The 24,017-nt window shown below is 60.9% G+C and carries 20 protein-coding genes; 6 read left to right on the forward strand and 14 right to left on the reverse strand.

The features are described 5' to 3' along the window. Positions 1 to 16: 16 nt before the first annotated feature. A complete protein-coding gene (locus tag H156_RS0115230) occupies positions 17 to 1,915 on the forward strand; it encodes an ATP-binding cassette domain-containing protein (protein ID WP_017365021.1) in 1,899 nt (632 codons plus the stop codon). Positions 1,916 to 1,922: 7 nt separating this feature from the next. Here the strand turns inward: H156_RS0115230 and H156_RS0115235 are convergent, their stop codons facing one another. From H156_RS0115235 to H156_RS0115250, 4 genes are all read right to left on the reverse strand, one after another. Next, entirely contained in the window at positions 1,923 to 2,900 is a 978-nt protein-coding gene (locus H156_RS0115235) for a malate dehydrogenase (protein ID WP_010959955.1), read from the reverse strand. Positions 2,901 to 3,111: 211 nt separating this feature from the next. Continuing rightward, positions 3,112 to 3,318, reverse strand: coding sequence for a heavy-metal-associated domain-containing protein (locus H156_RS0115240; protein WP_010959956.1), 207 nt, complete (start codon positions 3,316 to 3,318; stop codon positions 3,112 to 3,114). A gap of 54 nt (positions 3,319 to 3,372) precedes the next feature. Beyond that, the gene (locus H156_RS0115245) at positions 3,373 to 4,347 is read right to left on the reverse strand and encodes a UDP-glucose 4-epimerase family protein (RefSeq protein WP_017365022.1); all 975 of its coding nucleotides are present in this window, start codon (positions 4,345 to 4,347) and stop codon (positions 3,373 to 3,375) included. After that, positions 4,344 to 5,474, reverse strand: coding sequence for a glycosyltransferase family 4 protein (locus H156_RS0115250; protein ID WP_017365023.1), 1,131 nt, complete (start codon positions 5,472 to 5,474; stop codon positions 4,344 to 4,346). The genes H156_RS0115245 and H156_RS0115250 overlap by 4 nt, the downstream gene beginning before the upstream one ends. A gap of 247 nt (positions 5,475 to 5,721) precedes the next feature. On the opposite strand from H156_RS0115250, the gene H156_RS0115255 reads away from it, so the two are divergent. The 3 genes from H156_RS0115255 (at position 5,722) to H156_RS17820 (ending at position 9,082) form a co-directional block, all read left to right on the forward strand. Continuing rightward, a complete protein-coding gene (locus H156_RS0115255; protein WP_017365024.1) occupies positions 5,722 to 7,278 on the forward strand; it encodes an MBOAT family O-acyltransferase in 1,557 nt (518 codons plus the stop codon). Between the two features lie 6 nt (positions 7,279 to 7,284). Continuing rightward, complete coding sequence (locus tag H156_RS0115260) at positions 7,285 to 8,331, forward strand: alginate O-acetyltransferase AlgX-related protein (RefSeq protein ID WP_238536835.1); 1,047 nt, start codon at positions 7,285 to 7,287, stop codon at positions 8,329 to 8,331. 220 nt (positions 8,332 to 8,551) lie between these two features. Next, positions 8,552 to 9,082 (forward strand): hypothetical protein, encoded by a 531-nt coding sequence (locus tag H156_RS17820; RefSeq protein ID WP_017365026.1) that lies wholly within the window; start codon positions 8,552 to 8,554, stop codon positions 9,080 to 9,082. A gap of 150 nt (positions 9,083 to 9,232) precedes the next feature. On the opposite strand, the gene H156_RS0115270 is transcribed toward H156_RS17820, so the two are convergent. The 9 genes from H156_RS0115270 to H156_RS0115310 form a co-directional block, all read right to left on the reverse strand. Beyond that, entirely contained in the window at positions 9,233 to 10,333 is a 1,101-nt protein-coding gene (locus tag H156_RS0115270; protein ID WP_017365027.1) for a glycosyltransferase family 4 protein, read from the reverse strand. Beyond that, positions 10,330 to 11,265 carry a glycosyltransferase family 2 protein gene (locus tag H156_RS0115275; protein ID WP_017365028.1) on the reverse strand — a complete coding sequence of 312 codons (936 nt, stop codon included), beginning with the start codon at positions 11,263 to 11,265 and terminating at the stop codon, positions 10,330 to 10,332. The genes H156_RS0115270 and H156_RS0115275 overlap by 4 nt, the downstream gene beginning before the upstream one ends. 30 nt (positions 11,266 to 11,295) lie before the next feature. Next, positions 11,296 to 13,128, reverse strand: coding sequence for a glycosyltransferase family 2 protein (locus H156_RS0115280; RefSeq protein WP_017365029.1), 1,833 nt, complete (start codon positions 13,126 to 13,128; stop codon positions 11,296 to 11,298). Positions 13,129 to 13,154: 26 nt separating this feature from the next. Further along, positions 13,155 to 14,204, reverse strand: coding sequence for a glycosyltransferase family 2 protein (locus H156_RS0115285; RefSeq protein WP_143708451.1), 1,050 nt, complete (start codon positions 14,202 to 14,204; stop codon positions 13,155 to 13,157). Positions 14,205 to 14,312: 108 nt separating this feature from the next. Further along, positions 14,313 to 15,338, reverse strand: a complete 1,026-nt coding sequence (locus H156_RS16350; protein ID WP_010959967.1) for a glycosyltransferase family 2 protein — start codon at positions 15,336 to 15,338, stop codon at positions 14,313 to 14,315. A gap of 58 nt (positions 15,339 to 15,396) precedes the next feature. Then, complete coding sequence (locus tag H156_RS0115295) at positions 15,397 to 16,191, reverse strand: sulfotransferase family protein (protein ID WP_017365032.1); 795 nt, start codon at positions 16,189 to 16,191, stop codon at positions 15,397 to 15,399. 42 nt (positions 16,192 to 16,233) lie between these two features. Beyond that, the gene (locus H156_RS0115300; RefSeq protein ID WP_036246731.1) at positions 16,234 to 17,505 is read right to left on the reverse strand and encodes a polysaccharide pyruvyl transferase family protein; all 1,272 of its coding nucleotides are present in this window, start codon (positions 17,503 to 17,505) and stop codon (positions 16,234 to 16,236) included. 9 nt (positions 17,506 to 17,514) lie between these two features. Continuing rightward, a complete protein-coding gene (locus H156_RS0115305; protein ID WP_017365034.1) occupies positions 17,515 to 18,768 on the reverse strand; it encodes an ABC transporter ATP-binding protein in 1,254 nt (417 codons plus the stop codon). Positions 18,769 to 18,770: 2 nt separating this feature from the next. Continuing rightward, positions 18,771 to 19,598, reverse strand: coding sequence for an ABC transporter permease (locus H156_RS0115310; RefSeq protein ID WP_017365035.1), 828 nt, complete (start codon positions 19,596 to 19,598; stop codon positions 18,771 to 18,773). Between the two features lie 735 nt (positions 19,599 to 20,333). Between H156_RS0115310 and H156_RS0115315 the strand changes: the two genes are divergently transcribed. After that, on the forward strand, positions 20,334 to 21,245 hold the full coding sequence (locus H156_RS0115315) for a hypothetical protein (RefSeq protein ID WP_154656761.1): 912 nt from the start codon (positions 20,334 to 20,336) through the stop codon (positions 21,243 to 21,245). 61 nt (positions 21,246 to 21,306) lie between these two features. Beyond that, positions 21,307 to 23,106 carry a single-stranded-DNA-specific exonuclease RecJ gene (recJ, locus tag H156_RS0115320; protein ID WP_017365037.1) on the forward strand — a complete coding sequence of 600 codons (1,800 nt, stop codon included), beginning with the start codon at positions 21,307 to 21,309 and terminating at the stop codon, positions 23,104 to 23,106. A 3-nt stretch (positions 23,107 to 23,109) separates the two neighbouring features. Here recJ and thiD read toward each other — a convergent pair whose 3' ends face one another. Then, positions 23,110 to 23,913 (reverse strand): bifunctional hydroxymethylpyrimidine kinase/phosphomethylpyrimidine kinase, encoded by an 804-nt coding sequence (gene thiD / locus H156_RS0115325; protein ID WP_017365038.1) that lies wholly within the window; start codon positions 23,911 to 23,913, stop codon positions 23,110 to 23,112. Positions 23,914 to 24,017 lie beyond the last annotated feature (104 nt).

The following is a 24,017-nucleotide window of genomic DNA, read 5'->3' on the forward strand; positions in this document are numbered from 1 at the left end:
TCGCACAATCGCTGTCATGCCTCTCGTTCGACTCTCGGATGTCGGTATCGCCTTCGGCGTCAAACCCCTGCTCGAAGCTGCCCATTTTCAGGTCGATCCGGGCGAGCGGATCGGTATCATCGGCCGCAACGGCGAAGGTAAGTCGACTCTGCTGAAAGTCCTGGCGGGGCAGCTCACGCCCGACGGCGGCGAAGTCTGGCAGCAGCCCGGGCTGCGGATCGGCTTCCTCGAGCAGATGCCGGCGCTGCCGGCCTCCGCGACGATCTACGACGCCGTGGCCGATGGTCTGGGCGAGACCGGCCGGCGGATCGCCGAATACCACCACCTGTCCGAACGGCTCGCGGACGGTGACACCTCTTGTCTGGACCGGCTCGGCGTCTTGCAGCAGGCGCTGGAAGCCGCAGATGGCTGGAGTCTGCGCCGGCGGGTGGAATTCGTGCTCGGCCGTCTCGCTCTGCCGGGTGAAAAACCGGTCGAAGGGTTGTCCGGGGGCTGGCAACGCCGGGTCGCGCTGGCCCGCGCCCTGGTCATCGAGCCGGATCTGCTGCTCTTGGACGAGCCCACCAACCATCTCGACCTCGAAACCATCGTCTGGTTGGAGCAGCAGCTGCTCCAGTTCGCCGGCGCCGTCGTGCTCATCACCCATGACCGCGCCTTCCTGCAGCGGGTGGCCACCCGCATCGTCGATCTGGACCGCGGCAAGCTGACCTCCTGGCCCGGTGATTACCGGGACTACCTGGCGAAGAAGGCGGCGGCGCTGGAGGAAGAAGAGAAGCGCAATGCCGAGTTCGACCGCAAGCTGGCGATCGAGGAGGCATGGATCCGCCAGGGCATCAAGGCGAGGCGGACCCGCAACGAAGGCCGGGTGCGGGCGCTGAAGCGGATGCGCAGCGAGCGTGCAGAGCGCCGCTCGCGGCAGGGTATCGCCAGGCTCGAGCTGGAACAGGCCGAGCGCAGCGGTAAGCTGGTGTTCGAGATCGAACATCTCTCCATCGCCTTCGGTGGTGTGCCGGTGGTCAAGGATTTTTCCGCTCTGGTGCTGCGCGGCGACCGGGTGGGCCTCATCGGCCCGAACGGTGCCGGCAAGTCGACCCTGCTGAGGCTGCTGCTGGGGGAGCTGCAGCCCGATGCGGGAACGGTCAGGACCGGCACCCATCTCAAGGTCGCTTATTTCGATCAGTTGCGCGCCCAGCTCGATCCCGACCAGACCATCGTCGAGGCGGTAGGCGACGGCAAAGAATGGATCAGCCTGAATGGCCAGCAGATCCACGTCATGTCCTACCTCGGCAATTTCCTGTTTTCCCCGGAACGCGCCCGCACACCCGTGCGCAGTCTCTCCGGCGGGGAGAAGAACCGGGTGCTGCTGGCCCGCCTGTTCAGCCAGCCTTGTAACATCCTGGTGCTGGACGAGCCCACCAACGACCTCGACCTGGAAACACTGGAGCTGCTGGAAGAGCTGCTGGGTGAGTTCGAGGGCACGGTGCTCCTGGTCAGTCATGACCGGGCATTCGTGGACAACGTGGTGACCAGTGTCTGGGTGTTCGAAGGCGATGGCGTGGTCGCCGAATACGTCGGCGGTTATTCCGACTGGTTGGTCCAGCGTCCCTCCGGGGTCGAGCAGACGCCGGTGGCTCAGCCGGCTGCCGTCAGGCCGTCCGCGCCGAAGCCCGCCGGTTCGCGCACGCGCCTCAGCTACAAGGAGCAGCGGGAGCTCGAGAGTCTTCCAGCGGCGATCGAAAACTGGGAAAGCCGGCAGGCGGAGCTGACGGCCCGGGTGAACGAGCCGGATTTCTATCGCCGCGATGCCGCTGAAATCAAACGGGTTCTGCAGGAGCTGGAGACCCTGCAGGCATCCTTGGAGGAAGGGTATCGGCGCTGGGAGGCGCTGGAAGCGCGGGCGGCGGAAGCGTCGTGAGTCCGCCTCAGAGGAGGTGGCTCACCATGGCGCGCTCCTCCAGAAGTTCCACCTCGGTGAGCCGCAGCCGTTCGCGGCTGAAGGTATCGAGCGGCAGGTCCTGCACGATCCGGAAACGGCCGTTTTCGATGGTGACCGGGAAAGAGAACATCAGTCCTTCGGCGATTCCGTAGCTGCCGTCGCTGCTGACGGTCATGCTGACCCAGTCGTCTTTCGGCGTTCCCAGAAACCAGCTCCGCATGTGGTCCAGCGCCGCGTTGGCTGCCGACGCAGCACTGGATTTGCCCCGGATCGCTATGACCGATGCCCCCCGCTGCTGCACCGTGGGGATGAATGTTTCCACGTACCAGGCTGGATCCACCAGGGACAGCGCCGGTTTGCCCTTGACCCGGGCGTGATGGAGATCGGGGTATTGGGTGGGCGAGTGATTTCCCCAGATGACGACCCGGGAGATTTCCGCGACGTTGCAGCCGCAATGTCTGGCCAGCAGGCTGGTGGCCCGGTTGTGGTCGAGCCGGGTCATGGCGGAGAAGCATCCCGGGGCGAGGTCCGGCGCGTTGCGCTGCGCGATCAGGGCATTGGTATTGGCCGGGTTGCCCACGACCAGAATCTTCACCCGGCGGCTGGCCGATTCGTTCAGCGCGCGCCCCTGGGCCGAAAAGATGTCCGCATTCACCTGCAGCAGGTCCCGTCTTTCCATGCCGGGGCCGCGCGGTGTGGCGCCGAGCATGAAGACGGCCTCGGCGCCGTCGAAAACCTCGGCGGGATCACTGGACACCTCGATTTCTTGAAGGAGCGGCGAGGCGCAGTCGTCCAGCTCCATGGCCACGCCCTCCAGGACACGCTCGGCCGAGGGAACGTCGAGCAGTTTCAGGATGACCGGCTGATGCGGCCCGAACAGATCGCCCACGGCGATCCGGAACAGCAGGGAATAGGCGATCTGTCCCGCGGCTCCCGTGACCGCGACGTGCACCGGCGTTTTCATTCCATCACCTTCCGAATTCTGTACTTAGGGGGCCGCCCTCATTCAATGTCGCCCTGCTGCACGGGTAGCCGATGCGGATCGGACACTCGGGATGGATGTCCGGCGAAGGCACAGGCACCGCCAAGGTTCACGCGGTGGCCGGCTATTGGAAGGCATTCCGCCTTGAAAATCAATATTCCCGGCGCATGTTTCGCCGCCGCGCCGGAATGGCTCAGGCGACCGTGTATCCCTGGCCGGCAATCGCCTTGCGGATGGCATCGGGATCGATCCGGTCTGGATCGTATTCGACATCGACACGGTTTTCCTTGTGCGAGGCCGTGACCGAGGTGACGCCGGCTAGCGCGGCCACGGTCTTGACGACGGTGTTTTCGCAGCCGCCGCATTTCATGCCCGTAACTTGAAGCTGGATGGTAGCCATGGTGGTCTCCGTGCGAGATGAGAGGGATGGCCGGGTCGTCCCGGAATTCCGCGATTATATCCGATGCACCCCGCGGGAGCGTGCGGGCGTCTTCCGAACCGTCGCTGCGAGCCCTTCCTCCAGCCCGTAGGCCGGCTGCCAGGCGAGGCGGCTGCGCAGAAGAGAGTCGTCGACGGCGAGATCGCCCAGCAGACGGCCGATTTCGGCGCGCTTCCCGGTCAGTGCGCCGGTCACCCGCAGCAGAGCCGGCGGAATGGACAGCAGCCTGGGTTTGCGGTGCATTGCCCGGGCGATGCTCCGGACCAGTTCCGCCGTGGAAAGGGGCGGGCCGTCGCTGATCAGGAAGGTCTGGCCGATGGCATCGGCCCTCAGCAGGCTGGTGGCGACCGCATCGGCCAGGTTGCCGACGTAGACCAGGCTGCGGCGGTTCTGCACGGCGCCGAAGGGCAGCGGAACGCCGCGCCGCACCGCTTCGACCAGCCGCCCGAAATTGGCCCGGACGCCGGGACCATAGACCAGCGGCGGCCGGAACACCGTCACGCCCAGCCCGGTTTCTGCCGCGATTTCGGCGAGCGCCCGTTCGGCCTCCCATTTGGAGATCCCGTAAGCGTCTTCCGGCGCCGGTGCCATGGTTTCGGTGAAGGGAGCCCCGCTCGGGCTGGTTTCGCCATGGACCTTGACGGAGCTGAGGTAGACGAGATGTCTGACGCCGGTGCGCGCGGCGGCCCGGGCGAGGCGCTCCGTGCCGAGCACGTTGACTTGGCGGAACCGGCTCAGGGGGGCGGGACCGGTTTCGCGCATGACATGGACCCGGGCGGCGAGATGGATCACCGCGTCGACGCCCTCGAGCAGGCCATCCCAATCGGTGTCCGGTCCGATGTCGCCGACGACCCGCATCTCGGCGATACTCGTCGGCAGCGCTGCGCCTTCACGCCGGACCGCGGCGGTGACCCAATGTCCCTGGTCGACGAGCAGGGCCGTCAGGTGGCGTCCGACGAAGCCGTTGGCGCCCGTGACCAGAATTCTCATCGTGCCAGCATCTCGTGGTACAGGGACAGCGTCTGGGTCACGACGCTCTCCAGGGAAAATTCTTCTTCCGCCCGGGCCCTGCCGCGTGTGCCCATTACGCGGCGCGTTGCCGGGTCGGCGATGAGGCGGCTGAGGGCGGCGGCGAGCGCCGCCGGATCGCCGCGTGGAACCAGCAGTCCGTTGTACTCGTGGCGGACCGCCTCCCGGCAGCCGGGCACGTCGGTGGTGACGATGGCCCGCGTGCAGGCGGCGGCTTCGAGCAGGGATACCGGGAGTCCTTCCCGGTAGGACGGCAGGCAGACGATGTTGCACTGCGCGAGCACTTGCGGCATGTCGCTCCGAAATCCCCAATACTCGACCACGCCCGACCGTTCCCACTCCCGTAACTGCGCTTCCGCTATGGCCGAAGGGTTTTCTGCGTCGCGCTGACCCACCAGGGCGAAGCGGGCCCGTATCCCTGCCTCGCGCAGCCGCCGGGCGGCTTCCACGAATTCGCCCACGCCCTTGTCCCACAGCATCCGGGCCGGCAGCACCACGAGCGGCGGACCTTCCGGCTCGGGGCTCGGCGTGAATTTCGCCAAATCCACGCCCGAGCCGCGGATCAGGCGAATGCGTTCGGGTTCGACCACGCCGTCGTCAGTGAGCTGACGCAGGTCGTCGGGATTTTCCACGATGGTCCGGCAGACCGGGGCATTCAGCAGGCCCCGGAAGGCGGCCTCGACCAGCGGGCGCAGGAGCCTCGCGCTCGGGCGGTCCGAAGTGAACAGGAAGCCGAGGCCGGTCAGCGCATTGACCACGGCGCGCCGGCCGGTCAGGCGCGCGGCGAGCGAGCCATAGATCACCGGCTTCATGGCGACATGGTGGACGATGTCCGGACGCTCGCGCCGGTACAATCCCACCAGGTCCGCGATCAGCCGGGCTTCGGTCAAAGGATTCCTGCTGCGCCGCGACAGCTGCAGCGGGATCAGGCGGAGTCCGGCGGATTCGATGATGTGTCCGTGCTCGGCGACGCGGGTCGCCACGCTCACTTCGAAGCCGGCTCGTTTGGCCGCGACCGCCAGCGACAGGCGATGCAGGCAGAAGAACCAGTCCTCGGTGACGACGAACAGGAGGTGCGGCTGGGGCATGGGAATGCGCTTTCAGAATATTCGATGAAGACGCCAGGCACGGCGGGCCGAACGCCGCGAATGAAGGCCGGTGCGATTCTACACGGCAAAACCACCGTTGTGGGATGTAAGCCCGAATGTGCCGCTTTCCCCCGTTTGATTTGCGTCCGTCAGCCGGGTATCGCTAGAATTCATCCTCCTCGTCCCGCCAGCATAGAAACCGATTCGGGCAGCTGCGCCGGCAAAACCATTTATCGGCAATGATCTCATGCTGTTCAATTCCTACGGATTCATTCTTGGATATCTGCCCCTCGTGTGGGGCGGTTTTTTCCTTGTCGCAAGACACAGCCGTAAGCTGGCCGCTTTGTGGCTCGCCGCGGCATCGCTGTTCTTTTATGGCTGGTGGAATGTCAAATTCGTTCCGCTGCTGCTCGCGTCGATCGCATTCAATTACGCAACGGGCTATGCCATCGGGCATGCGCGCGATCCCAGGACGGCGAGGTATCTGCTGGCCGCCGGTATCCTCGCGGACTTGATGCTGCTTGGCGTATTCAAGTACGCCAATTTCTTTATCGACAGCATCAACGATCTTTTTGGTCTGAACATCGAGCTGGCAAAGATTGTCCTGCCCCTAGGAATATCATTTTTTACGTTCACTCAGATTGCTTATCTCGTCGATGTATTTCGCGGTATCGCCAAAGAGTATGATTTCATCCACTATGTACTGTTCGTAACCTATTTTCCCCATCTCATCGCGGGGCCCATATTGCATCACAAACAGATGATGCCGCAGTTCGCATCGGCCTCCATCTATCGGCCGCAGTATTCGAACGTTGGGATAGGGCTGACCCTGTTCACGATCGGTCTGGCCAAGAAAGTCCTGCTGGCCGACTCCTTCGGGGAGTATGCCGACCCCGTATTCGCCGCGGCAAAGGACGGCTTCGAGCCGAAATTCATCATGGCCTGGACCGGGGCGTTGGCTTACACGTTCCAGTTGTATTTCGATTTTTCAGGATATTCCGACATGGCGGTTGGTCTGTCGCGGATGTTCGGCGTCCAGCTCCCCCTGAATTTCAATTCGCCCTACAAGGCCTGGAACGTCATCGAGTTCTGGCGGCGCTGGCACATGACATTGTCGGCCTTTCTGCGGGATTATTTGTACATTCCGCTGGGAGGCAACCGTCTGGGACCGGCGAGACGCCATGTGAACCTGATGATCACGATGCTGCTGGGCGGATTGTGGCACGGCGCCAATTGGACGTTCGTCGTCTGGGGCGGATTACATGGCTCGTTCCTGGTCGTGAATCATGCCTGGCACGCGCTGCGCAGGAGGTTCGGATTTCCCCCGGGCGAGCCGGTCGGGATGGCAAGGGTGGCAGGAGTTCTGGTCACGTTTTTCTGCGTGGTCATCGCGTGGGTCATGTTCCGAGCGGACTCCCTGACTTCCGGCCTTCTCGTAGCCAAGGGCTGCGTGGGTTTGTCCGGACTGGCAGTATCGCAAAAGCTGGAGGGCATTGGAGAGATATTGCGGAGCCACGGGGTGAATACCGCAAACGGGCTCGTATTCACGGGCTGGTTCGAAGGCAATGCCGCGCTGAATCTTCTGGGGGGCGTGAAAATCACTTTGCTGGCGCTTACCGGATTTCTGCTGATTTGGGGGTTTCCCAACAGTCAGACTTTGATACTGCCCGAGTGCAGGAAAGACCATCGTGTTCTATCCCATCCGCGCTTCACGTTCTGGCTCGCACTCGCTTCCGGTTGCATGGCGGCCGTGGCACTGTCCAGCATCAGCAAAATAAGCGCCTTCTTGTATTACCAATTCTGATCGTCGATGTCATACGATAAACGCTATTTGCTGCGCTTTTTCGGCGCAACGGCGGCGGGGCTGCTCGTCATCTTCGGTGCCGGATTCTATGCCGAGCCATTGAGCGGTGACCTGACGCGCGTCGGCGGATGGACGGAGCGTGAATTCGGCTGGACGGAGCCGCTGCCGGAAATGCCCATCGATGGCAATTTTCCGGACATGAAAGCAGCCGGAATCCTGGTGCTGGGCGATTCGTTCTCGCTAGCCAACATCTGGCAGACCATGGTCGGGCGGGAGCGGGGTTTGAACGTTGCATCGCACAACTATGAGCAATTCGTCTGCATCGAGCAGTGGCTGGAAATGCTGGAGTCGAACGGCGTTCTGGCCGGCAGGACGGTCATCGTGGAGAGCCTGGAGCGTTTCTTTCCCAGCCGTTTCGGGAATATCGGAACCTGCCGCAAATCGAAGTCCCGAGACAAATCGGCGGTGAAGCCGTTCGAGGCTTTTACTCATGGCGAGATTCCAACCTCCAGGAGAACAGGGGGAGAAATCCCTACCGACGTCGTGTACTTGCTCAAAGTGCTCAAGAACGCTGTTTTGGAGGCATTGCTGGGCAGTGACGCCACGATCCATGGCGTGGCAGTCAACGCGCCGCTGACGTCCCGCGATCTTTTTTCCAACCGTCGTTCGGACCGGATTCTTTATTACTACGAAGACGATGCGGAGGGCAGCTGGAGCGATGAGCAGATCGGCAAAGCCGTCTACTCTATATCAGCCATCCAGCGCCGTATCGAGGCGGCGGAGGGGCGGTTTATTTTCGTGCTGGTGCCAAACAAGTCGAGTGTCTACGCCCGTTTCATCGTCGGCAGACCGGATGCGGACCGGTATACCACCGTGATCCGGAGGCTGGGTGATGCGGGAGTGGCCACAGTCGATATGTTGGCGCCGTTCCGTGGGCATGCGGAAAAAGAAGTCGATTTCTATCTGCCGGACGATACCCATGTCAGTACGAAAGGGTATCGGGTCCTGGGCGAAGTCATCTCGGGAGAGATGAAAAAGATGGCGGCGCGGTGACCGTGTCCGCAGCTTTTTGCCGCCGGAGTCGGATGGTGTCGCGGGCGCGACGGTCCAGAAGGGGTGTGTACGCAGGTCTTCCAATGCCGATCTCAGCGGGGGGCACGCCGCAGTTTTCGTTGGCGTCGGTCGCAATCGCCCCAGGATCCCGTGCCTGCCCCGGTCACGGAGATGGGTGTGTCGATGAAGGGCGCATCGATCGCACCGGGAATTTTCGTGCGTGAAGATTCGCGTGCCGTTGACGACGACCCCGGGGACGAAATGGCGGAGCAAGGCGATCGTCCGCGGCGAGTCGAAGGAATCGACCGGGATCACCCGGTCTTCGGGGCATCGGCGCGTCGTCGAGGCGGTGGGCCGAAATGAGCGCCCGGATCCCTTGGGCGGAAAACCACGCCAGAAACTTGATGCAGACGCGGCATGGTCCATCGCTTTGGGGGGCGAAGGCGCGGTCCAGGCAGGAGAGCTTTTTTTTGGAAAAGGGATGCAGAAACCGGCTCGATGGGAAGTCACAATGCCGCGTGGCGATGGCCGCTTCCATCGCATGGGTATGGTGTCCAGATATGCCGGAATAGGACTCGAAAAACCGGAGCACTCGTCGCAGGCGGTTTCGGCCGGAACCACCGGTGGCCCGGTGAATCCAGCCCGCTTCATTGCCCGGCAGGATTTGATTCCCGACTCACGAAGGTATGGCTGGCGGTTTTCCTGGCCCGCAGGGGTGGCGATCTGCCCCATCGGTTCCCGGGCGAAGTGATGGCGGGGTCCAGTATGTCGGCGGTTTCCAGATTGCGGTGAGGGCATGGCGCTTGCCGGTGGTGTTTCGCCAGGGATGATGGCGGCCGATCTGGCTGAGGTTTGCGACACTCGGAGAGCCCGGCTCGCGTGAATCCGCCGTGGTCCGGGTTCATGAATGGCTCCTTCGGCAGCCCGGGGGCCGGCAGGCAGATGCCAGTATCTCCCGCATCCGGGGTAGCTGGCTCTGGACGGAATAGGTGCGCACGACCTTTTCGCGGGCGGCCCTGCCCATGCGCTCCCGCAGCGCGGCATCATTGGCCAGCGCCGTGATGGCCTCCGTCCATTCGCCGTCGCTGGAGGCGAGGAATCCATTGACGCCGTGTTCGACGATCTCGGCGTTCACGCCCACGGGGGACGCGATGACGGGTTTGCCGCAGGCCATGTACTGGATCAGCTTGTAGCCGCATTTCCCGCGTTCCCAGGGGAGATCGGCCAGGGGCATGATGCCGATGTCCAGCGTCTCCAGCAGCTCGTATTCCCGCTCCTCGGACCAGGCGAGGCGCTCGGCCCCGGAAATCCCGACATCCGTGTCGCCCGTGCCGATGAGGACCAGGCGCAGATCCGGCGCATCGGCGACCCGCTGCAAAGGCATGCGCACGCGCCGGAGAAAAGGTGCGGTCGAGGGCGTACCGATCCAGCCGATCCGGACTGGCCTGGCCGGGTCCCGCGGCCGGGCGGTTTCAGGTTCGGGATAGCGGTTGAGATCGATGACGCTGGGAACGATTTCCACCTTCGCCGCGCCCGCCTGCCGCGCCCGCTCTGCCAGATAGGGGTTGCCGGCGACCACGACCCCGGCATTGCGCATCACCTCGTCGATCTTGCGGCCCAGCAAGGTCCGGAACAGCGGATTCCGGTGCCCGTCGTAGTTGTGGAAAACGGCATCGTCGTAATCGGCCACGTACGGGATGCCCAGCCATTTCAGCACGGCTTCCGCCGCCGCCGGGAGCCAGGGGAACAGTTCCTTTTCGATCCACAGCAGGTCGAAATGCCGAACCCCGACGAGCGCTTGCAGGCGGCGGAAATAGGCCGGGACGATGTGGCGAAGCTGGCGGTCATGCCGTTCGTACAGGGTCACCAGGTAGGCGTTGGACAGGAAGGCAGAAGTCTCGATTTCGATACCGTCTTCGGCCAGATACGGGAAATACTGATAAAACCGCACGCGGCTGCTGGCACCCAGCGTATCGTAACGGGTGAGAGCGAGAATCCTCATCGGCCGTTTTCCCCGGGCCGGCAGAGCGAGGCGTAAAGCCCGCCGAAAGCCTTCCAGGTATCGGCAAACTCGCCCGGCCTGCCCCGCCCCAAGGCATAGGCCGAACGTGCCAGTGGTTCCAGCAGCAATACGGCGGCCGAGACCAGAAAGGCATCGATCCCGGCAAAGTGCTTCCGGGCGTAGCGCAGTTTGCTGTGAGTGAGGTAATGGAGCCGGCGCGCGCTGATCTGACGGGACACGCCGCCGCCCCGGTGGAATATCCTGGCTCCCGCCAGATAGCGGCTGCCCCAGCCAGCCCGGCGGGCGCGCAGGGCGAAGTCCAGATCTTCGTAATAGACGAAGAAGCGTTCGTCGAAACCGCCGAGTTGCTCGAACACGGCACGCCGCACGAAAAAGAAGGCGCCGATCACCTGGTCGACGTCACGGTCGCTGTCGTGGGGCCATTCGCCGAGGAAGTGGGGAGGGATCCAGCGCGGAAACAGGCGGTCCAGCCCGAGCGCCTGGCCGACGAGCCGCCAGGCGGTGGGGAAGCGGGCGCAGCAGCGGGCGACGCCGCCGGTCTCGTCCAGACACTGGACGCCGCAGATGCCAACGTGCCTTCCCGTTTCCGATTCCATGAACCCTAGAGGGGTGCTCAGGGCGCCCGGATGGAGCCGGGTGTCCGGGTTCAGGAACAGCAGATAGTCGGCGCTTCCTTCGCGGGCGCCGAGATTGCTGGCCCGGCCGAAGCCGAGGTTGGCCCGATTGCGGATCACGCGCAAAGGGCAGGACGGCTCCGGCAAACCGTCCGCCGAGCCGTCGCAGGATGTGTTGTCGACCACGGTCACCGTGAGTGGTTCCGCCTCGCCGACGAGATTTCCGATCGACCGCAGGCATTCGCGGAGCTGGTTTCCGGAATTCCAGTTGACGATGACGATGTCGATGCCTGGCATGTTCGAAGTCTTGCGGAGGGCGGTGGGCGTTCAGAACTTCGGCCGTTCCCAGCTCAGCGAGAAGTCGTAGTTGTCCCAGGCCAGGTTGGGACTGTAGGCCGGGTCGTTGCGCAGGAAATCGCCCCAGCGCTCGCGCATGTAGGCGCATTCCCGACGGAATCGTTCGATCTTGTCCGGCGCGGTGTCGTTGCCGCGGCTCAAGGACTCGTGATGGTAGAGTTCCGCGGCGGGCGTCCAGACGTTCCGGTAGCCGGCGGCTTTCAGGCGCAGGCAGAGGTCCACATCGTTGAATGCCACGGCCAGGTCCGGGTCGAAGCCGCCGACGTCCACGAAGCTCGCTTTGCGGATCACCATGCAGGCGGCGGTGACGGCGGAGAACTCCTGCAGCAGCACCGCCCGGTCGCAGTAGCCGGGCAAGCCGCGCGGCAGGAACTTGTGGGCATGTCCGGCCACCCCGCCAACCAGGATCACGCCGGCATGCTGCAGGCGGTCGTTTGTATACCACAGACGCGCGCCCACGGCGCCGATGCCGGGCCGGGCCGCGAGGCCGAGCATCTCGCCCAGCCAGTCGGGGGTGATCACCTCGATGTCGTTGTTCAGGAAGGCCAGATACTGCCCCCGGGCATGCTCGGCCGCCCGGTTGTTGATGGCCGAAAAATTGAACGGGGAGGGGTCTGGAATCACCCGCACCCCCCGGGCTGCGATCTCGCGGAAATAGTCCAGCGTCTGCGCTTCGTCGCTGCCGTTGTCGATGACCAGGATCTCGTAGTGGTCGTACGCCGTGCGCGCTTCGATGCTTTCGATGCAATTGCGCAGAAGGTCGGCCCGGTTCCGGGTGGGGATGATGATGGAGACCAGGGGACGTTCCGGGGCCGGTGGGAAATGGACCGAGAGGCCGCGGGTCGCTTCCCGGCTACGTTCGATCCTGGCAGGCTCCCCCCGCCGCCCCAGATGGGCCGCGACCGCCCTGCCGTAGATTTCGAGCTCCTCCCCGCAATCCTCGCGGCGAGAATACGGGCGATGGCAGAGGATCGCCGGAATGTGGGCGATACTCTCGCTGCCATGGTTTTCGTAAATCTTGAATATGACATCGGGGAGAGCGCAGTTCCCGGAAAGCGCCGAGAAGCCGAGCTTTTCCAGACTGGCGGCACTGAAGAAAACCGGCGTCTGGAGATAGAACCGGGCCAGTGAAAGCTCGTAGTTCCAGTCCGGTTTGAACTCGGCGAAACAGCGGTGCTTCCCTTTGATCAAGTAATCGTGATCGCTGTAGATCAGCTTGAATTTCGGATAGCCGTCGATGCACGCCGCGACCCGGCTGATCGCATCGGGGGTCAGTCTGTCTCCCGCCTGCAGGAAACACACGAATTCCGAGCCTTCCGGCACGACCGGCCGGAAGCTGAGCGGAGGCAAGTCCGGCTCCATGACGGCGACATGGCTGACGAGCCCCTGGAAATCCTGGGTGCGGATCGATTCCAGCGTCACCTCGATGTCGTCCGGAGACGCCGAACCGGTGGACCCGACGACGAACGCGATGTCCAGTGTGTGGAGGTGAGAGGTCTCCACCTTGGAACGGATCTTCGCCTCGCCCCAGGGATGCCGGACCCAAAGGGCGTAAAACACCGTGTGATTCAAGGTACCCAGGAGCAGCATGGCCGCCTTTTTGATTTCCCCGGCCAGCAGCATGCCAAGCGCGCGCTTCAAGGCGTGTCCCAGCGGGTGCCGATAGACGGGAATGAACGGCAGGCCGAACACCGACAGCGCGGTATAGCGCAAGGTTTTCACCACGCGCGAGCGCGTCAGGAATCCTGGCAGCAGGGTATGGCGAGGGATCGTCGGGTTGATCCGGAAACGGACGGTACGCATCGGGGGGCGATAAAGAGGGAATCGGGCTACTTCGTGACGGCCGGGATGGGGTCACGCATCAGGCAGCGAAAAAGCAGCTTGAGTATATAGCTTTTGGGGCCTTTCCAGGCCATCGCCGACTTCAGATAGGAGAACAGGACGGTGAGGCCATGGTGAGCGGAGCGTCCGCAGGCTGAATACCACAGCAGGGCGAAATCGCGATGGAGCCGTCCCAGCGGAAGGCCGCATCGGGTGGACACCGCCCGTGCCAGCGCTTCCAGCCAGCGGCGGGCGTCGGCCAGCTGGTCCGGGGAGCCCTGAAAGGCGAGGGAAAACAGGTCGATGTGGAGCGTCTTTTGGTCGGCGGCAGGCGCCAATCCGAATGATTCCAGATGTTCGAGCCTGACCCGGTCGCGGGTGGCTATCTGTTCTCCCTTGTTGGTGTTGCTGACGTTCTCGGGATGGGAGCGGTAACGCACCAGGACTTGGGGCAGGTTGCCGATGTGCGTATAGCGGGCGAGCCTTGCCCAGAGCTCGTAGTCTTCCGCAAGCCTGTAGTCCTCCCGGTAGCGGAGGCCGTGCCGGTTCAGCACTTCCATACGGACGATCACCGAACTGTGAAGGAAGACGTTGTCGTCGAGCAGCCCGTAGACGATCTCCTCGTGCCGGCATGGCGGCCGGATCGTTTGCCGGAGCGATTCGTGGAACAGCTCATAGGCGGTTCCACACATGCCGATGTCGGGATTCTCGTCCAGGAAAGCGATCTGCTTCTCGAGACGGTCTGGAAGTGCGATGTCGTCGCAATCCATCCGGGCCACGAACTCGGTCTGCACCAGGTCGAGCCCCCGGTTCAGCGTCTTCACCAGTCCCAGGTTCTTTGGATTTCGCTCCACCTGCACACGGGGATCGCCGAAGGACCGGGCGATGGCGAGGCTGGAATCGCTCGATCCGTCGTCGATGATCAGCAGGATGAAATCCCGAAAGGTCTGGTCGAGAATGCTCTCCATGGCAGCGGCGAGATACTTCTCGCCGTTATAGACCGGCATGAGGATGGTCACGCGCGGGGCGTGGCCGGGAGGGCGGGAATGATGTGTCATGTCGCGGTGAGGGACATGGTGGGGGCCACTATGCACTGTGAAACCGGCAACCAAACAATGCCATTGCTGCGGGTGAAGCTAAGGATACCAAGTTGGCGCCTTCGTGTCTCACGCGATCCTGATACGTCTCCAGCAACGGTAGGCCAACTTGAGTGTATAGGCCGGATTTCCCAGAAAACCGAAGGGCTGCCGCAGGAACTGAGCGAATACTTTCAGTCCGTGATCGGCAAGCCTGCCGCAGGCTGAATACCACAGTTTGTTGAATTCGAGGAAGGTGCTCACGGGATTCTGGCGGCAACGCCGGACGCCGACACGATAGAGTTTCGAAAGCCAGATGCCTGCCGCCGTCAGCTCCGGTAAATCCCCCTCGAAGCGCATGTCGAACAACTGGCGATGCAATGCGGCATCGCCGGGCCGGGGCTCGAGTCCGAGATTGGTCCGGTGGATATGCCTTATCTTCGCCGCGGCGATCTGCTGCTCGTGCCTGAAGCGGGAACTGGTATTGGCCGGATGAAAGCGGTACCGGACCAGCACGCGGGGCAGGTTGGCTAGACGGCTGTAGCGCGCGAAACGGACCCATAATTCATAATCCTCGGCGTAGGCGAATGCCGGATCGTATCTGAGCCGGTAACGCTCCAGCACGCTGCGCCTGAACATGACGGTATTGTGAGCCATCACGTTGTCGAAAATCAGCGCGTAACTGATGTCTTCATGAGTGGTTGGAGGGCGCACCACGATGCTTTCTGTATCCGTGAAGCGCTCGTAGTACCCCCCGCATAAACCGACGTCCGGGTGGGCATCCATGAACGCCAATTGCTCTTCCAGCCGATAAGGTGTCGCGATGTCGTCTGCATCCATGCGGGCGACATACTCGGACTGAATGAGATCCAGGCTTTCATTCAAGGTATTGATCAGCCCTCGGTTCCTGGGGTTGACCTTCACGGAAAGCCGAGGGTCCTTGATGGATCGAAGGATCTCCAAGCTGGAATCCGTCGAACCATCATCGACCGCGAGCAGTGAGAAATTACGGTAGGTCTGCGTCAGAAGACTGTCCAGCGCTTCGCGCAGATACTGTTCACCGTTATATACCGGCAACAAGACGGTAATTCTTGGCACGGGTGCGGGAGTTGTCACGACTTTGGAGTTTGCGGCCGGAATCGATTGATTCGATCGTGTTGTATGCCACGGCGGGCTAATCCGGAAGTTCGTAGGGATAGCCGAAGTTCACGAAATCATCCTGATATCTGGCGTAAACTGCATCCTGGCTCTTCTTGTCATAGAATTCATGGAGGCTGGCGCGTCCGGCTCCCGTCTTGTTGAGATGCCGCAGCGTCGGGATTTCATCTGCTGGGATACCCAGTTTATGAAACGTAGTCACATAGTCTGCCGCATAGTTTTCAAATCGACCGATGTAGGCATATGGAACCCTGCTGTAATGAATGTTGATGGACTGGCTCCGCCAATGCGGATCCATGTCGTGGTCGGTCTGGCCTATGATGGCATCGATGAACTCCGAAAAACTGCCGGGAGCCGCACCGCGGGGCATTCTTCGAGCTTGGGGGTTATCCTTTGCGGTACTGTTGTCGAATTTGTTGAGGTAACAGGATAGCAAGCGCTGATAAGGGTTTCTGACGAAAGTTACGAAGCGGTAGTTATTCTTGATCAGGTTGCTTAGGGTCGGCTTTGGAAAGATCGGCACGAAAGATTTGAGGGGGGAGGAGTCATAGTGAATGACTTCGAGGTTCAGCGGATCGAGGTCACTCTTCCTCCCCCGAAGTTCCAATTCGGCCATGGCGGATTTCAGCGAGGTGCAGCCCGTCTTCGGGTTGTCTATGTATACGTAGCGATAGCGGCTCGAAATATAAATTCCAAAAATGAAATCCGTGAGCGGGATCACGCGCAGGGCGTCGCGGGTTATCGGGCAGATGAGTTTGGTGGCCGCGAGCCGAGCACGTTCAACGCGGGTCAAATTTTTATGAAAAGCCATACTGCTTTCTGGGGTCTATGGGAATGGAGGTGGATGCGGAATTCAATTGAATCCGCGGAAAAATTTCCTGTACGTCTTATAGACGATTTGCCGCATATCCTCCCTCTTTGATGTGTAGTATTGGCTATCAATATCCAGGCGTATTCCATGTTCGCCGAGAGTGCGTACGAAGACATCCAGCCGTTGCCGATAGGTGTCTCGGAACTCCGTGAATGCCTGCTTGGTGAGCAAACTGTCGACCAGATCGTGCGCTTTGGCGTCGCCGATGTCGGCGACTGAGATGTTCGGGAGTGCAAAAAAATCGGTCAATTCGCGAGCACGTTGATCGTTCCAGATAAAGATACTTGGTATACCGGCCTGCATGGCGACAATGCCGCCGTGGAACCGGTCTCCCAGATAGAAATCTGCTTGGGCGCAGAAAACTCGCCAGGCGTCGAGATTCTGAAAATACCAGAAATTTTTGAATGGAATCCTGCTGCCCAGAATGCGTTCGAATATCGGTCTGCAAAGCTCAGTCCGGACTCTACCAGTCGCATCATTATATAATCTTTCGTCATCCTTGCAGGTTCTGGCAATAGCTAGGAATTCATCCTGCATGATGTAATGGCTATCCGCGTCGCGAAACAGTGATATGAGTTTCTGGCTCCTTATCGACGGGTTGGTGAGATGTCCAGAAGCAATTGCCATGGCGTTGCTTCCTCCTGAGGGAGGAGAGACAGCGAGCAGGTTCTGTGGATATACATAAAGGCTGGGGCATCCAAGTGCCTTTGCACGGTTCAATCCGACCTGGTGAAGCCAGTTTTCCGTTTCTTTTCCTCGTACACCGAAGATGAGCGCCTTTTGATCAAACATGCGTAACAGTCGCTGCGAACCTTCGGGTAAGGTCGAGAGGGTAGGGGGTAAAGAATCCTGCATGCCTATACCGAAAACCATGAAGTCGGTTTCGAGCGCGCTTACAGCATCGGCAAGGTTGCCTAGGTCGAAATCCTTCCTGATAGCATTTGCCATCAGAAACACAACTAAATCGAAGTGTTTGTGGATTTCATCCCGTATGCGTTCGGCACTCCATCCTAGCGCCAGTAGCCGTGTGAGATTCAGATGGCAGGAACGGGGTCGGTTGAGTTCCAGGATTCGACTTAATGACTCGCCGATAAGCATGTTACCGGTATTTTCGGTGAGCGAAACATTTGTTTCTATATTACGCAAAGATGCTCTGGCCGGGCGTGGCATGCTGTCCGAAAGAGGCAGTTGGCCTTCGAATGGATAGCGAGTATCTACCGAAAGACGTGTAAAAATAACACGGGGCAATCGCATGGCTATTCGTTAATCGTGTTGATGGCTTTCTGACGCGTGGAGAATTTGAAGCGTAATGGGGGCGTAGCATCCGAATTTGTCACCCCTGCGGCGCGCGATGCGCTGGATAAGACGATCGTCCGTACTTGCTGAAAACAGATCGACTGTACAAACGTTATCCTGCTCTAGGAGATGTTCGTCCGAACCCCATAAATCCAGTCGGACGAAATAGGTTCCTGGTGTCAGGTGGTGGTCGCTGATGCTGAGTCTGAATTGTTGTGGTCCAGCTTGGAGATGGTCCAGTTCGGCTTTGCAAGTCAATACCAGCGCTCCAATGGTATTGATGAAGCCGATAGTGACAACGAGCCGTGAGGTGTGCTGTTCAGTGGTGAAGCAAAATTGGAAATTGAGCGGCTTGTTGAAGCCGATATCGGTTTCCTGGCGTAACCAACGGAAATTTACATCGTCAATCCAGTCTACCTTGGCTCTCAGTGGCAAACTGATATCTTCTCCGGCGTCGGCGCTCAAATATTTGGTGACGGCATCGCGAGTATCTGCATCACAAACCATTTGGCCCCGGTCGAGCACCAGTGCCCGCTGTGTCAATTGCATGATGGAGTGCATGTTATGGCTGACGAACAGCAAGGTTCGTCCTTCCTCACTGATTTCATGCATCTTTCCAATGCATTTTTTCTGAAAGCGGGCATCGCCAACGGCGAGGACTTCGTCGACGATCAAAATCTCGGGATCGATATGGGCCGCGACGGCAAAACCGAGGCGGACATACATGCCGGACGAGTAATGCTTGACCGGGGTATCGAGGAACTGTTCGACCTCGGCGAAGTCGACGATTTCGTCGAATTTCCTGCCGATTTCGGCCTTCGACATGCCCAGCATGGCGCCATTGAAGTAGATGTTTTCCCGCCCTGTCAATTCCGGATGGAAGCCGGTGCCCACCTCGAGCAGGCTGGCGATGCGTCCCCGGATTCTGATCCTTCCGGTGGAAGGTTCCAGCGTGCGGGAGAGGATTTTGAGGAGGGTCGATTTGCCCGCGCCGTTCCGGCCCAGGAGCCCGATTCTCTCGCCTGGGCGGATTTCAAAAGAGATGTCTTTCAGTGCCCAGAATTCTTCCGTCTGGTCGGTCTCCTCCCGACGGAGGAGCGACCGGCCGAGGTGAGACAACGAGCCGGCCAGGGCGTCCCGTAGACTGTCGTTGGGGCGGTTGCGCTGATGGTGGAGGATGAAGGACTTGCCGACGGATTCGGCCTGAATGGCGTAAGACATGTTCAGAGCAGTTCGGCGAAACGCTTTTCGATGCTGCGGAAATAGGCGATGCCGCTGGCGGTGGCGAGGGTGGCGATGCCCAGCGATATCGCGAGCTCCTGGAGCGGCGGCGTCGGCGAACTGGCAAAGACCGACCAGCGCAGTCCCTCGATGATCCCGGTGAAAGGGTTGAGCGCGTACCACACGCGCCAGCGCTCGGGGATGATCGCTGCGCTGTAGGCGATGGGCGAAATATAGAGGCCCATCTGCAAGGCGAACGGCACGACCTGGCGGAAATCGCGGAAGCGTACGCTCAATGCGGAAACCCACACGGCGCAGCCGAAAGTCAGCAGCAGGGCCGGCAGAAGGATGAGCGGGAGGAAAAGCATGTTCAGGGTCACGGCGACCTGCTGCCAGGCCAGCAACACGGCCAGCATGGCCAGTCCGACGGCGAGTTCGACCAAGTTGACGATGACCCCGCTGATCGGAATGATGATGCGCGGAAAGTAGACCTTGGTGATGATGTTCTCCTTGTTGGCGAGACCGAGGCTCGCCTCATTGACGGCGCTTGCGAAAAACTGCCAGGGGATCATGCCGACCAATACCAGTGCTGAATAGGGTGCTCCCTCTGAGGGAAGCCGCGCCAAACGCCCGAAAATCAGGGTGAACACGATGATGGTGAACAGGGGCCGGACGAGCGCCCAGGCCAGACCGATCGCCGTCTGTTTGTACCTGACCAGAATGTCGCGCCAGGCCAGAAAATAAAACAGCTCACGGTAACGCCAGACATCTCTCCAGTAATGGTGTTCGCTTTTTCCTGCTTCTATGATGATTTCTGGATGGCTGGGCACGGAGATTGGATTCGTAGTGAACGTAAAGTTTTTGCGCGTCTTTAAGCTGGGGTGTTTCTGGTGATCTGATTTCGGTGATTGTTGCTATTTTTCTGGTGCTGATGATTCCTGATCGTAATATAATGAGGATGAAATCAACGGTAACGTACCAGTGTGTAACCTGCGGGACGTGCCGATGATACCCGTTGTGCCTCGCCACCACGCCCTTGCGCTCTGGATGCGGCATCGCAGGCGTCTATCGGAAGCAAATTTTACCAGCAAATGCCGAGGGGCGTCCAAGATTCGCTGATTACCGCATGCGCGGCAGCGTATGGATCGAAGATGAGGAGACCACGCCTAGGCGCCGGGCTCGTCGGAATGGGTGTCGGATCGTTCGAGCGGCTTGCTTTTAGGGCGCGACAAGCCGCTTTGATGCTGATTCGATCGGTTCGGCATATTTTCGGTCCGAGGAGAGAGTGGAACCGTAGCAGGCTTAGGAACTGCGTTTTGATAATGGAGGCTGTCCCACGATCCCGTCAAGTTGTGCTGTCCGCCGAGCGGCTAGCCCTGAACGAAGTTGATGGGGGGCGAAGCGATCTGTCGCCAGCTTCGACTCTGCTCGGCCTGCGGCGGCTTGGGTCTGACTAAAGGTATTTTTGAGATACGCAGCGTTTCGCAGATCTTAAGGCATTGGCGTGGTGTCCTGAATGCGGTGATAATGAAATTTTAGTCTTCATACTGACTTGGGTTTTTTTTATGGTGATTGACTTTGGGTTTTTGGTAGAAAGATTTCGCAAGGAATGGGATTTGGTGAGATCAAGAGCGATCAATACGGATTCGGTGCGGACGGTATGTATGGTCTTGGGTCCTTACCGCAATCTGACGACGTTGACCGCATCAGTTCTATTTCTCCATCCTAAATGTCAGGTGCTGAATCATGGTGGCCAGAGAGTATTTGGTGATAGCAGGCTAGACTGGATTGCGCATTATGATGACAAGGTGTTCGAGAATTTCTTGCGTTACTCTATCTATATATCGAAAGGCGGGAGGCGAGGGCAGTATGGCGGGTCCATAGTTCACTCGTATGCCTTTGATGAGAAATACAATACGTCAACCCTTTTCAGGGAAGCTGCTCTTGGTCTAGTGAAAGAAAATATCGAGAGCTTGTTCTGGAAGGACTCTTTGCGGATATCGAATCATATCCGGTCGAGTGGTGTTGAACTCTTCGAGTTGCTTGAGAAAGAGCCGAGGATAAGGTTTTTGATGCCCATAAGGAATCCCATGGACTGTGCTAAATCAAACATTTTGACCGGGCATGTCGGCTTGTTTGGTAGGGGGCTCGAGCAACAGTCCGAAGAGGATGTGCTGGAGTTGATCCTTGACGAAATTCTTTGGTTTAAGAGGCTCCAATCATCTGAGCCAAATCGTTTCTATGATTTCTTTGAATTTGATCTTGGCTGGAATGTATTGGTTGATATGGAGAAATTTCTCTGCTTGACCCCGAATGCCGAATGGGCTTCGATGGCATTAAAGGCGTGTTCGGTGGAATCCAAGTATGATCACAGTGATTCATTCGTTTCGTATTTTCGTGATTCGGTAACAAGGAAATTTGCAGAATATCCTGAATTTGCTGATAACATGTTGAAATTTGCGGCCGGAGCGACTTGAATAGGGTTCGTTCGGTTTGATTGGACTCGGTGTCGGATGATCGAGCTTTTGCGGCTTATCGATGGCTAAGCTTTACCATCCAATACAGAAGAGGATCGTCCGGCGCTCGTTGCAAGGTGGTGGGGAACTTGCGAAGAGAATGTCTTTAGCGTCGCCGCCGGACGCTTCGCCCTTGCTCGCCCGTCTCTATCAAAACCGTTCGGTTTTCACGCCGGAAGACTTGGGGCGCTCGCTGAACGAACTCCCGGCGCCGTCGTTGCTGAAAGGCATGGATGCGATGACGGCGGAGCTCGAGGCGGCGATCCGTGGGCAGAAGTCGATCATGATCGTGGCCGATTTCGATGCGGACGGTGCGACGAGCTGCGCGGTGGCGATGCGTGGCTTGCGGGCGCTGGGCGCCGAGCGGGTATCCTTCATCGTGCCCAACCGTTTCACTTGCGGTTACGGCCTCACGCCGGAGCTGGTCGAACTGATATTCCGGGGCGGCGCCACGCCCCCGGATGTGCTTCTCACCGTGGACACCGGCATCGCCTGCCATGCCGGCATTGCGGCGGCCAGGACGCGGGGCATGAAGGTGCTGGTCACCGATCACCACTTGCCCGGGGAGTCGTTGCCGGCGGCGGATGCGATCGTCAACCCCAATCTGCCCGGCGACGGATTTCCCGGGAAGGCGCTGGCGGGCGTCGGCGTCATCTTCTACGTACTTTCGGGGCTGCGCAGCCGTCTGCGTGAGAGCGGCTGGTTCGAAGGGGGGCGGCGGCCGCCGAATTTGGCGGAACTGCTGGATCTGGTGGCCCTGGGAACCGTCGCCGACGTGGTTCCCCTGGATCGGGTCAACCGTATCCTGGTGCATCAGGGATTGCAGCGGATTCGCGCGGGCCGGGCCTGCCCCGGCATTCGGGCGCTGCTGGAGGTGGCCGACGCGAAGCGCGGTGGCGCCGCTCCCACGGCGGGCACGCTCGGTTTCACGCTGGGACCGCGGCTGAACGCGGCCGGCAGGCTGGACGACATGAGCCTGGGCATCGCCTGCCTGCTGGCGGACGACATGAACGCCGCGAAGGAGCTTGCGGAACGGCTGGATGGGATGAACCGCGAGAGGAAGACGATCGAGGCCCAGATGCAGGCCGAGGCCTGGGCGATGTTGCGGATCGGGGCGGAGCCGCTCCCACGGCAATCCGATCGTTGGAGCGGCTCTGCCGCGATCGTGTTCGATCCCGCTTGGCATCAGGGGGTGATCGGCATTCTGGCCTCGCGGATCAAGGACCGGCTGCATCGGCCGGTGATCGCGTTCGCACGGGGTGAGGATGGGTTGCTCAGGGGGTCGGCGCGGTCCATCGCCGGGGTGCACGTGCGCGACGTCCTGTGCGCCGTAGCGGCCCGCCATCCCGGCCTGATCGTCCGCTTCGGCGGTCATGCGATGGCGGCCGGCCTCGCCCTGGAGGAGAGCCGTCTGGCGGCGTTCACGGAGGCGTTCGAGGCGGAAGTGGCGGGTGTGCTCGAAGGGGTGGACCTGGAGCATGCGGTGGTGACGGATGGGGAGCTGCCGCCGGACGACTTCCATCTGGACACGGCGCGCTGCCTGCGCGATGCCGGCCCCTGGGGCCAGGGGTTCCCGGAGCCCTTGTTCGACGGGGAGTTCGACGTGCTGGGCATGCAGATCGTCGGTGAGAAGCATCTCCGGCTGACGCTCGAGGTGCCGGGTGCGGCGCGCCAGGTGGAAGGGGTTGCGTTCTTCGTCGCCGATCCGCCGGCATGGCTGGGGTGCCGGCGGCTGCGCGTGGCCTACCGGCTGGACGTCAACGAGTTCCGGGGCGTTTCCAACCTTCAGCTCGGCATCGAGTACATGGAGCCGGTGTCCTAGCCGTCATGCGGCGGCTTGTCGGCCCAACGGACCGCGGACGGGGAGATGTTGTCCGCCGCCGGGATTCCAGCCCGCCCTGAGGCTCTGCCAGGTGAACCGCTGGGCCCACTCGACGGCGGCATCCATCGCGTATCCCAGGGCGAGGTACCCGGCCACGGAGGCGGCGAGGGTGCAGCCGGAGCCATGATAGCTGTAAGGCAGCCGGGGCCACCGGTAGTCCCGCTTCCCGGTCGATGAATACAGCCGGTTGACGACGTCGTCCGTGGGAGCATGGGTGCCGGTGATGAGGACGTTCGGGCAGCCCAGGAGGCGGAGCCGCTCCGCATTTTCCGCTTCGGTCGCGCCGCCGCCGAGCCGGGAAGCTTCCGGCACGTTGGGTGTCACGAGGACTGCGCGCGGCAGGAGTTCGGTCCGCACGGCTTCGATCAGTTCTTCCGAGGCCAGATCGGTGCCTCCGCCGGCGGCGAGGACGGGATCGAGCACCACCGGGACTCCGCCGCCGAGTTCGTCCAGCAGGGTTGCCACGCAGTGGGCGATTCCCGCACTGCCGAGCAGGCCGATTTTCACTGCGGCGACCGGCAGGTCGCGGATCAGGGCGCGCCCTTGTGCCAGAAAGGCGTCAGGGGATTGGGGTTGCACGGCATGTACGTTCGAGGTGTCCTGGATCGTCAGCGCGGTGATCACCGTACAGGCCCGGCAGCCGATTGCGCCGACCGCTTCGATGTCGGCCTGAATGCCGGCGCCGCCCGTAGGATCGTGCCCCGAAAGGCTGAGGACGATGGCTGGCTGGTGGCTGGGAGTTGTCATCGAAGTTCCGATGGGGTCAAATGTCGCTTTGGCGCGACATGTGGTGCAGGGGCTGCGCCCTGTCTGCATAGGGCGACGTATTAGGCATCCATGGTCTACCTTTC

The organism is Methylococcus capsulatus str. Texas = ATCC 19069, assembly GCF_000424685.1.
Classification (GTDB): domain Bacteria; phylum Pseudomonadota; class Gammaproteobacteria; order Methylococcales; family Methylococcaceae; genus Methylococcus; species Methylococcus capsulatus.

Coding starts and splice junctions, on each gene's coding strand:
- H156_RS0115275 (WP_017365028.1), bottom strand. CDS start 11,265: ATGCCAGGCATCGACATCGTCATCGTCAACTGGAATTCCGGAAACCAG.
- H156_RS0115240 (WP_010959956.1), bottom strand. CDS start 3,318: ATGGCTACCATCCAGCTTCAAGTTACGGGCATGAAATGCGGCGGCTGC.
- H156_RS0115280 (WP_017365029.1), bottom strand. CDS start 13,128: ATGCGTACCGTCCGTTTCCGGATCAACCCGACGATCCCTCGCCATACC.
- H156_RS0115295 (WP_017365032.1), bottom strand. CDS start 16,191: ATGGCTTTTCATAAAAATTTGACCCGCGTTGAACGTGCTCGGCTCGCG.
- H156_RS0115250 (WP_017365023.1), bottom strand. CDS start 5,474: ATGCCCCAGCCGCACCTCCTGTTCGTCGTCACCGAGGACTGGTTCTTC.
- H156_RS0115305 (WP_017365034.1), bottom strand. CDS start 18,768: ATGTCTTACGCCATTCAGGCCGAATCCGTCGGCAAGTCCTTCATCCTC.
- thiD (WP_017365038.1), bottom strand. CDS start 23,913: ATGACAACTCCCAGCCACCAGCCAGCCATCGTCCTCAGCCTTTCGGGG.
- recJ (WP_017365037.1), top strand. CDS start 21,307: ATGGCTAAGCTTTACCATCCAATACAGAAGAGGATCGTCCGGCGCTCG.
- H156_RS0115255 (WP_017365024.1), top strand. CDS start 5,722: ATGCTGTTCAATTCCTACGGATTCATTCTTGGATATCTGCCCCTCGTG.
- H156_RS0115235 (WP_010959955.1), bottom strand. CDS start 2,900: ATGAAAACGCCGGTGCACGTCGCGGTCACGGGAGCCGCGGGACAGATC.
- H156_RS0115315 (WP_154656761.1), top strand. CDS start 20,334: ATGGTGATTGACTTTGGGTTTTTGGTAGAAAGATTTCGCAAGGAATGG.
- H156_RS0115270 (WP_017365027.1), bottom strand. CDS start 10,333: ATGAGGATTCTCGCTCTCACCCGTTACGATACGCTGGGTGCCAGCAGC.
- H156_RS0115285 (WP_143708451.1), bottom strand. CDS start 14,204: ATGACACATCATTCCCGCCCTCCCGGCCACGCCCCGCGCGTGACCATC.
- H156_RS0115260 (WP_238536835.1), top strand. CDS start 7,285: ATGTCATACGATAAACGCTATTTGCTGCGCTTTTTCGGCGCAACGGCG.
- H156_RS0115230 (WP_017365021.1), top strand. CDS start 17: ATGCCTCTCGTTCGACTCTCGGATGTCGGTATCGCCTTCGGCGTCAAA.
- H156_RS0115245 (WP_017365022.1), bottom strand. CDS start 4,347: ATGAGAATTCTGGTCACGGGCGCCAACGGCTTCGTCGGACGCCACCTG.
- H156_RS0115300 (WP_036246731.1), bottom strand. CDS start 17,505: ATGCGATTGCCCCGTGTTATTTTTACACGTCTTTCGGTAGATACTCGC.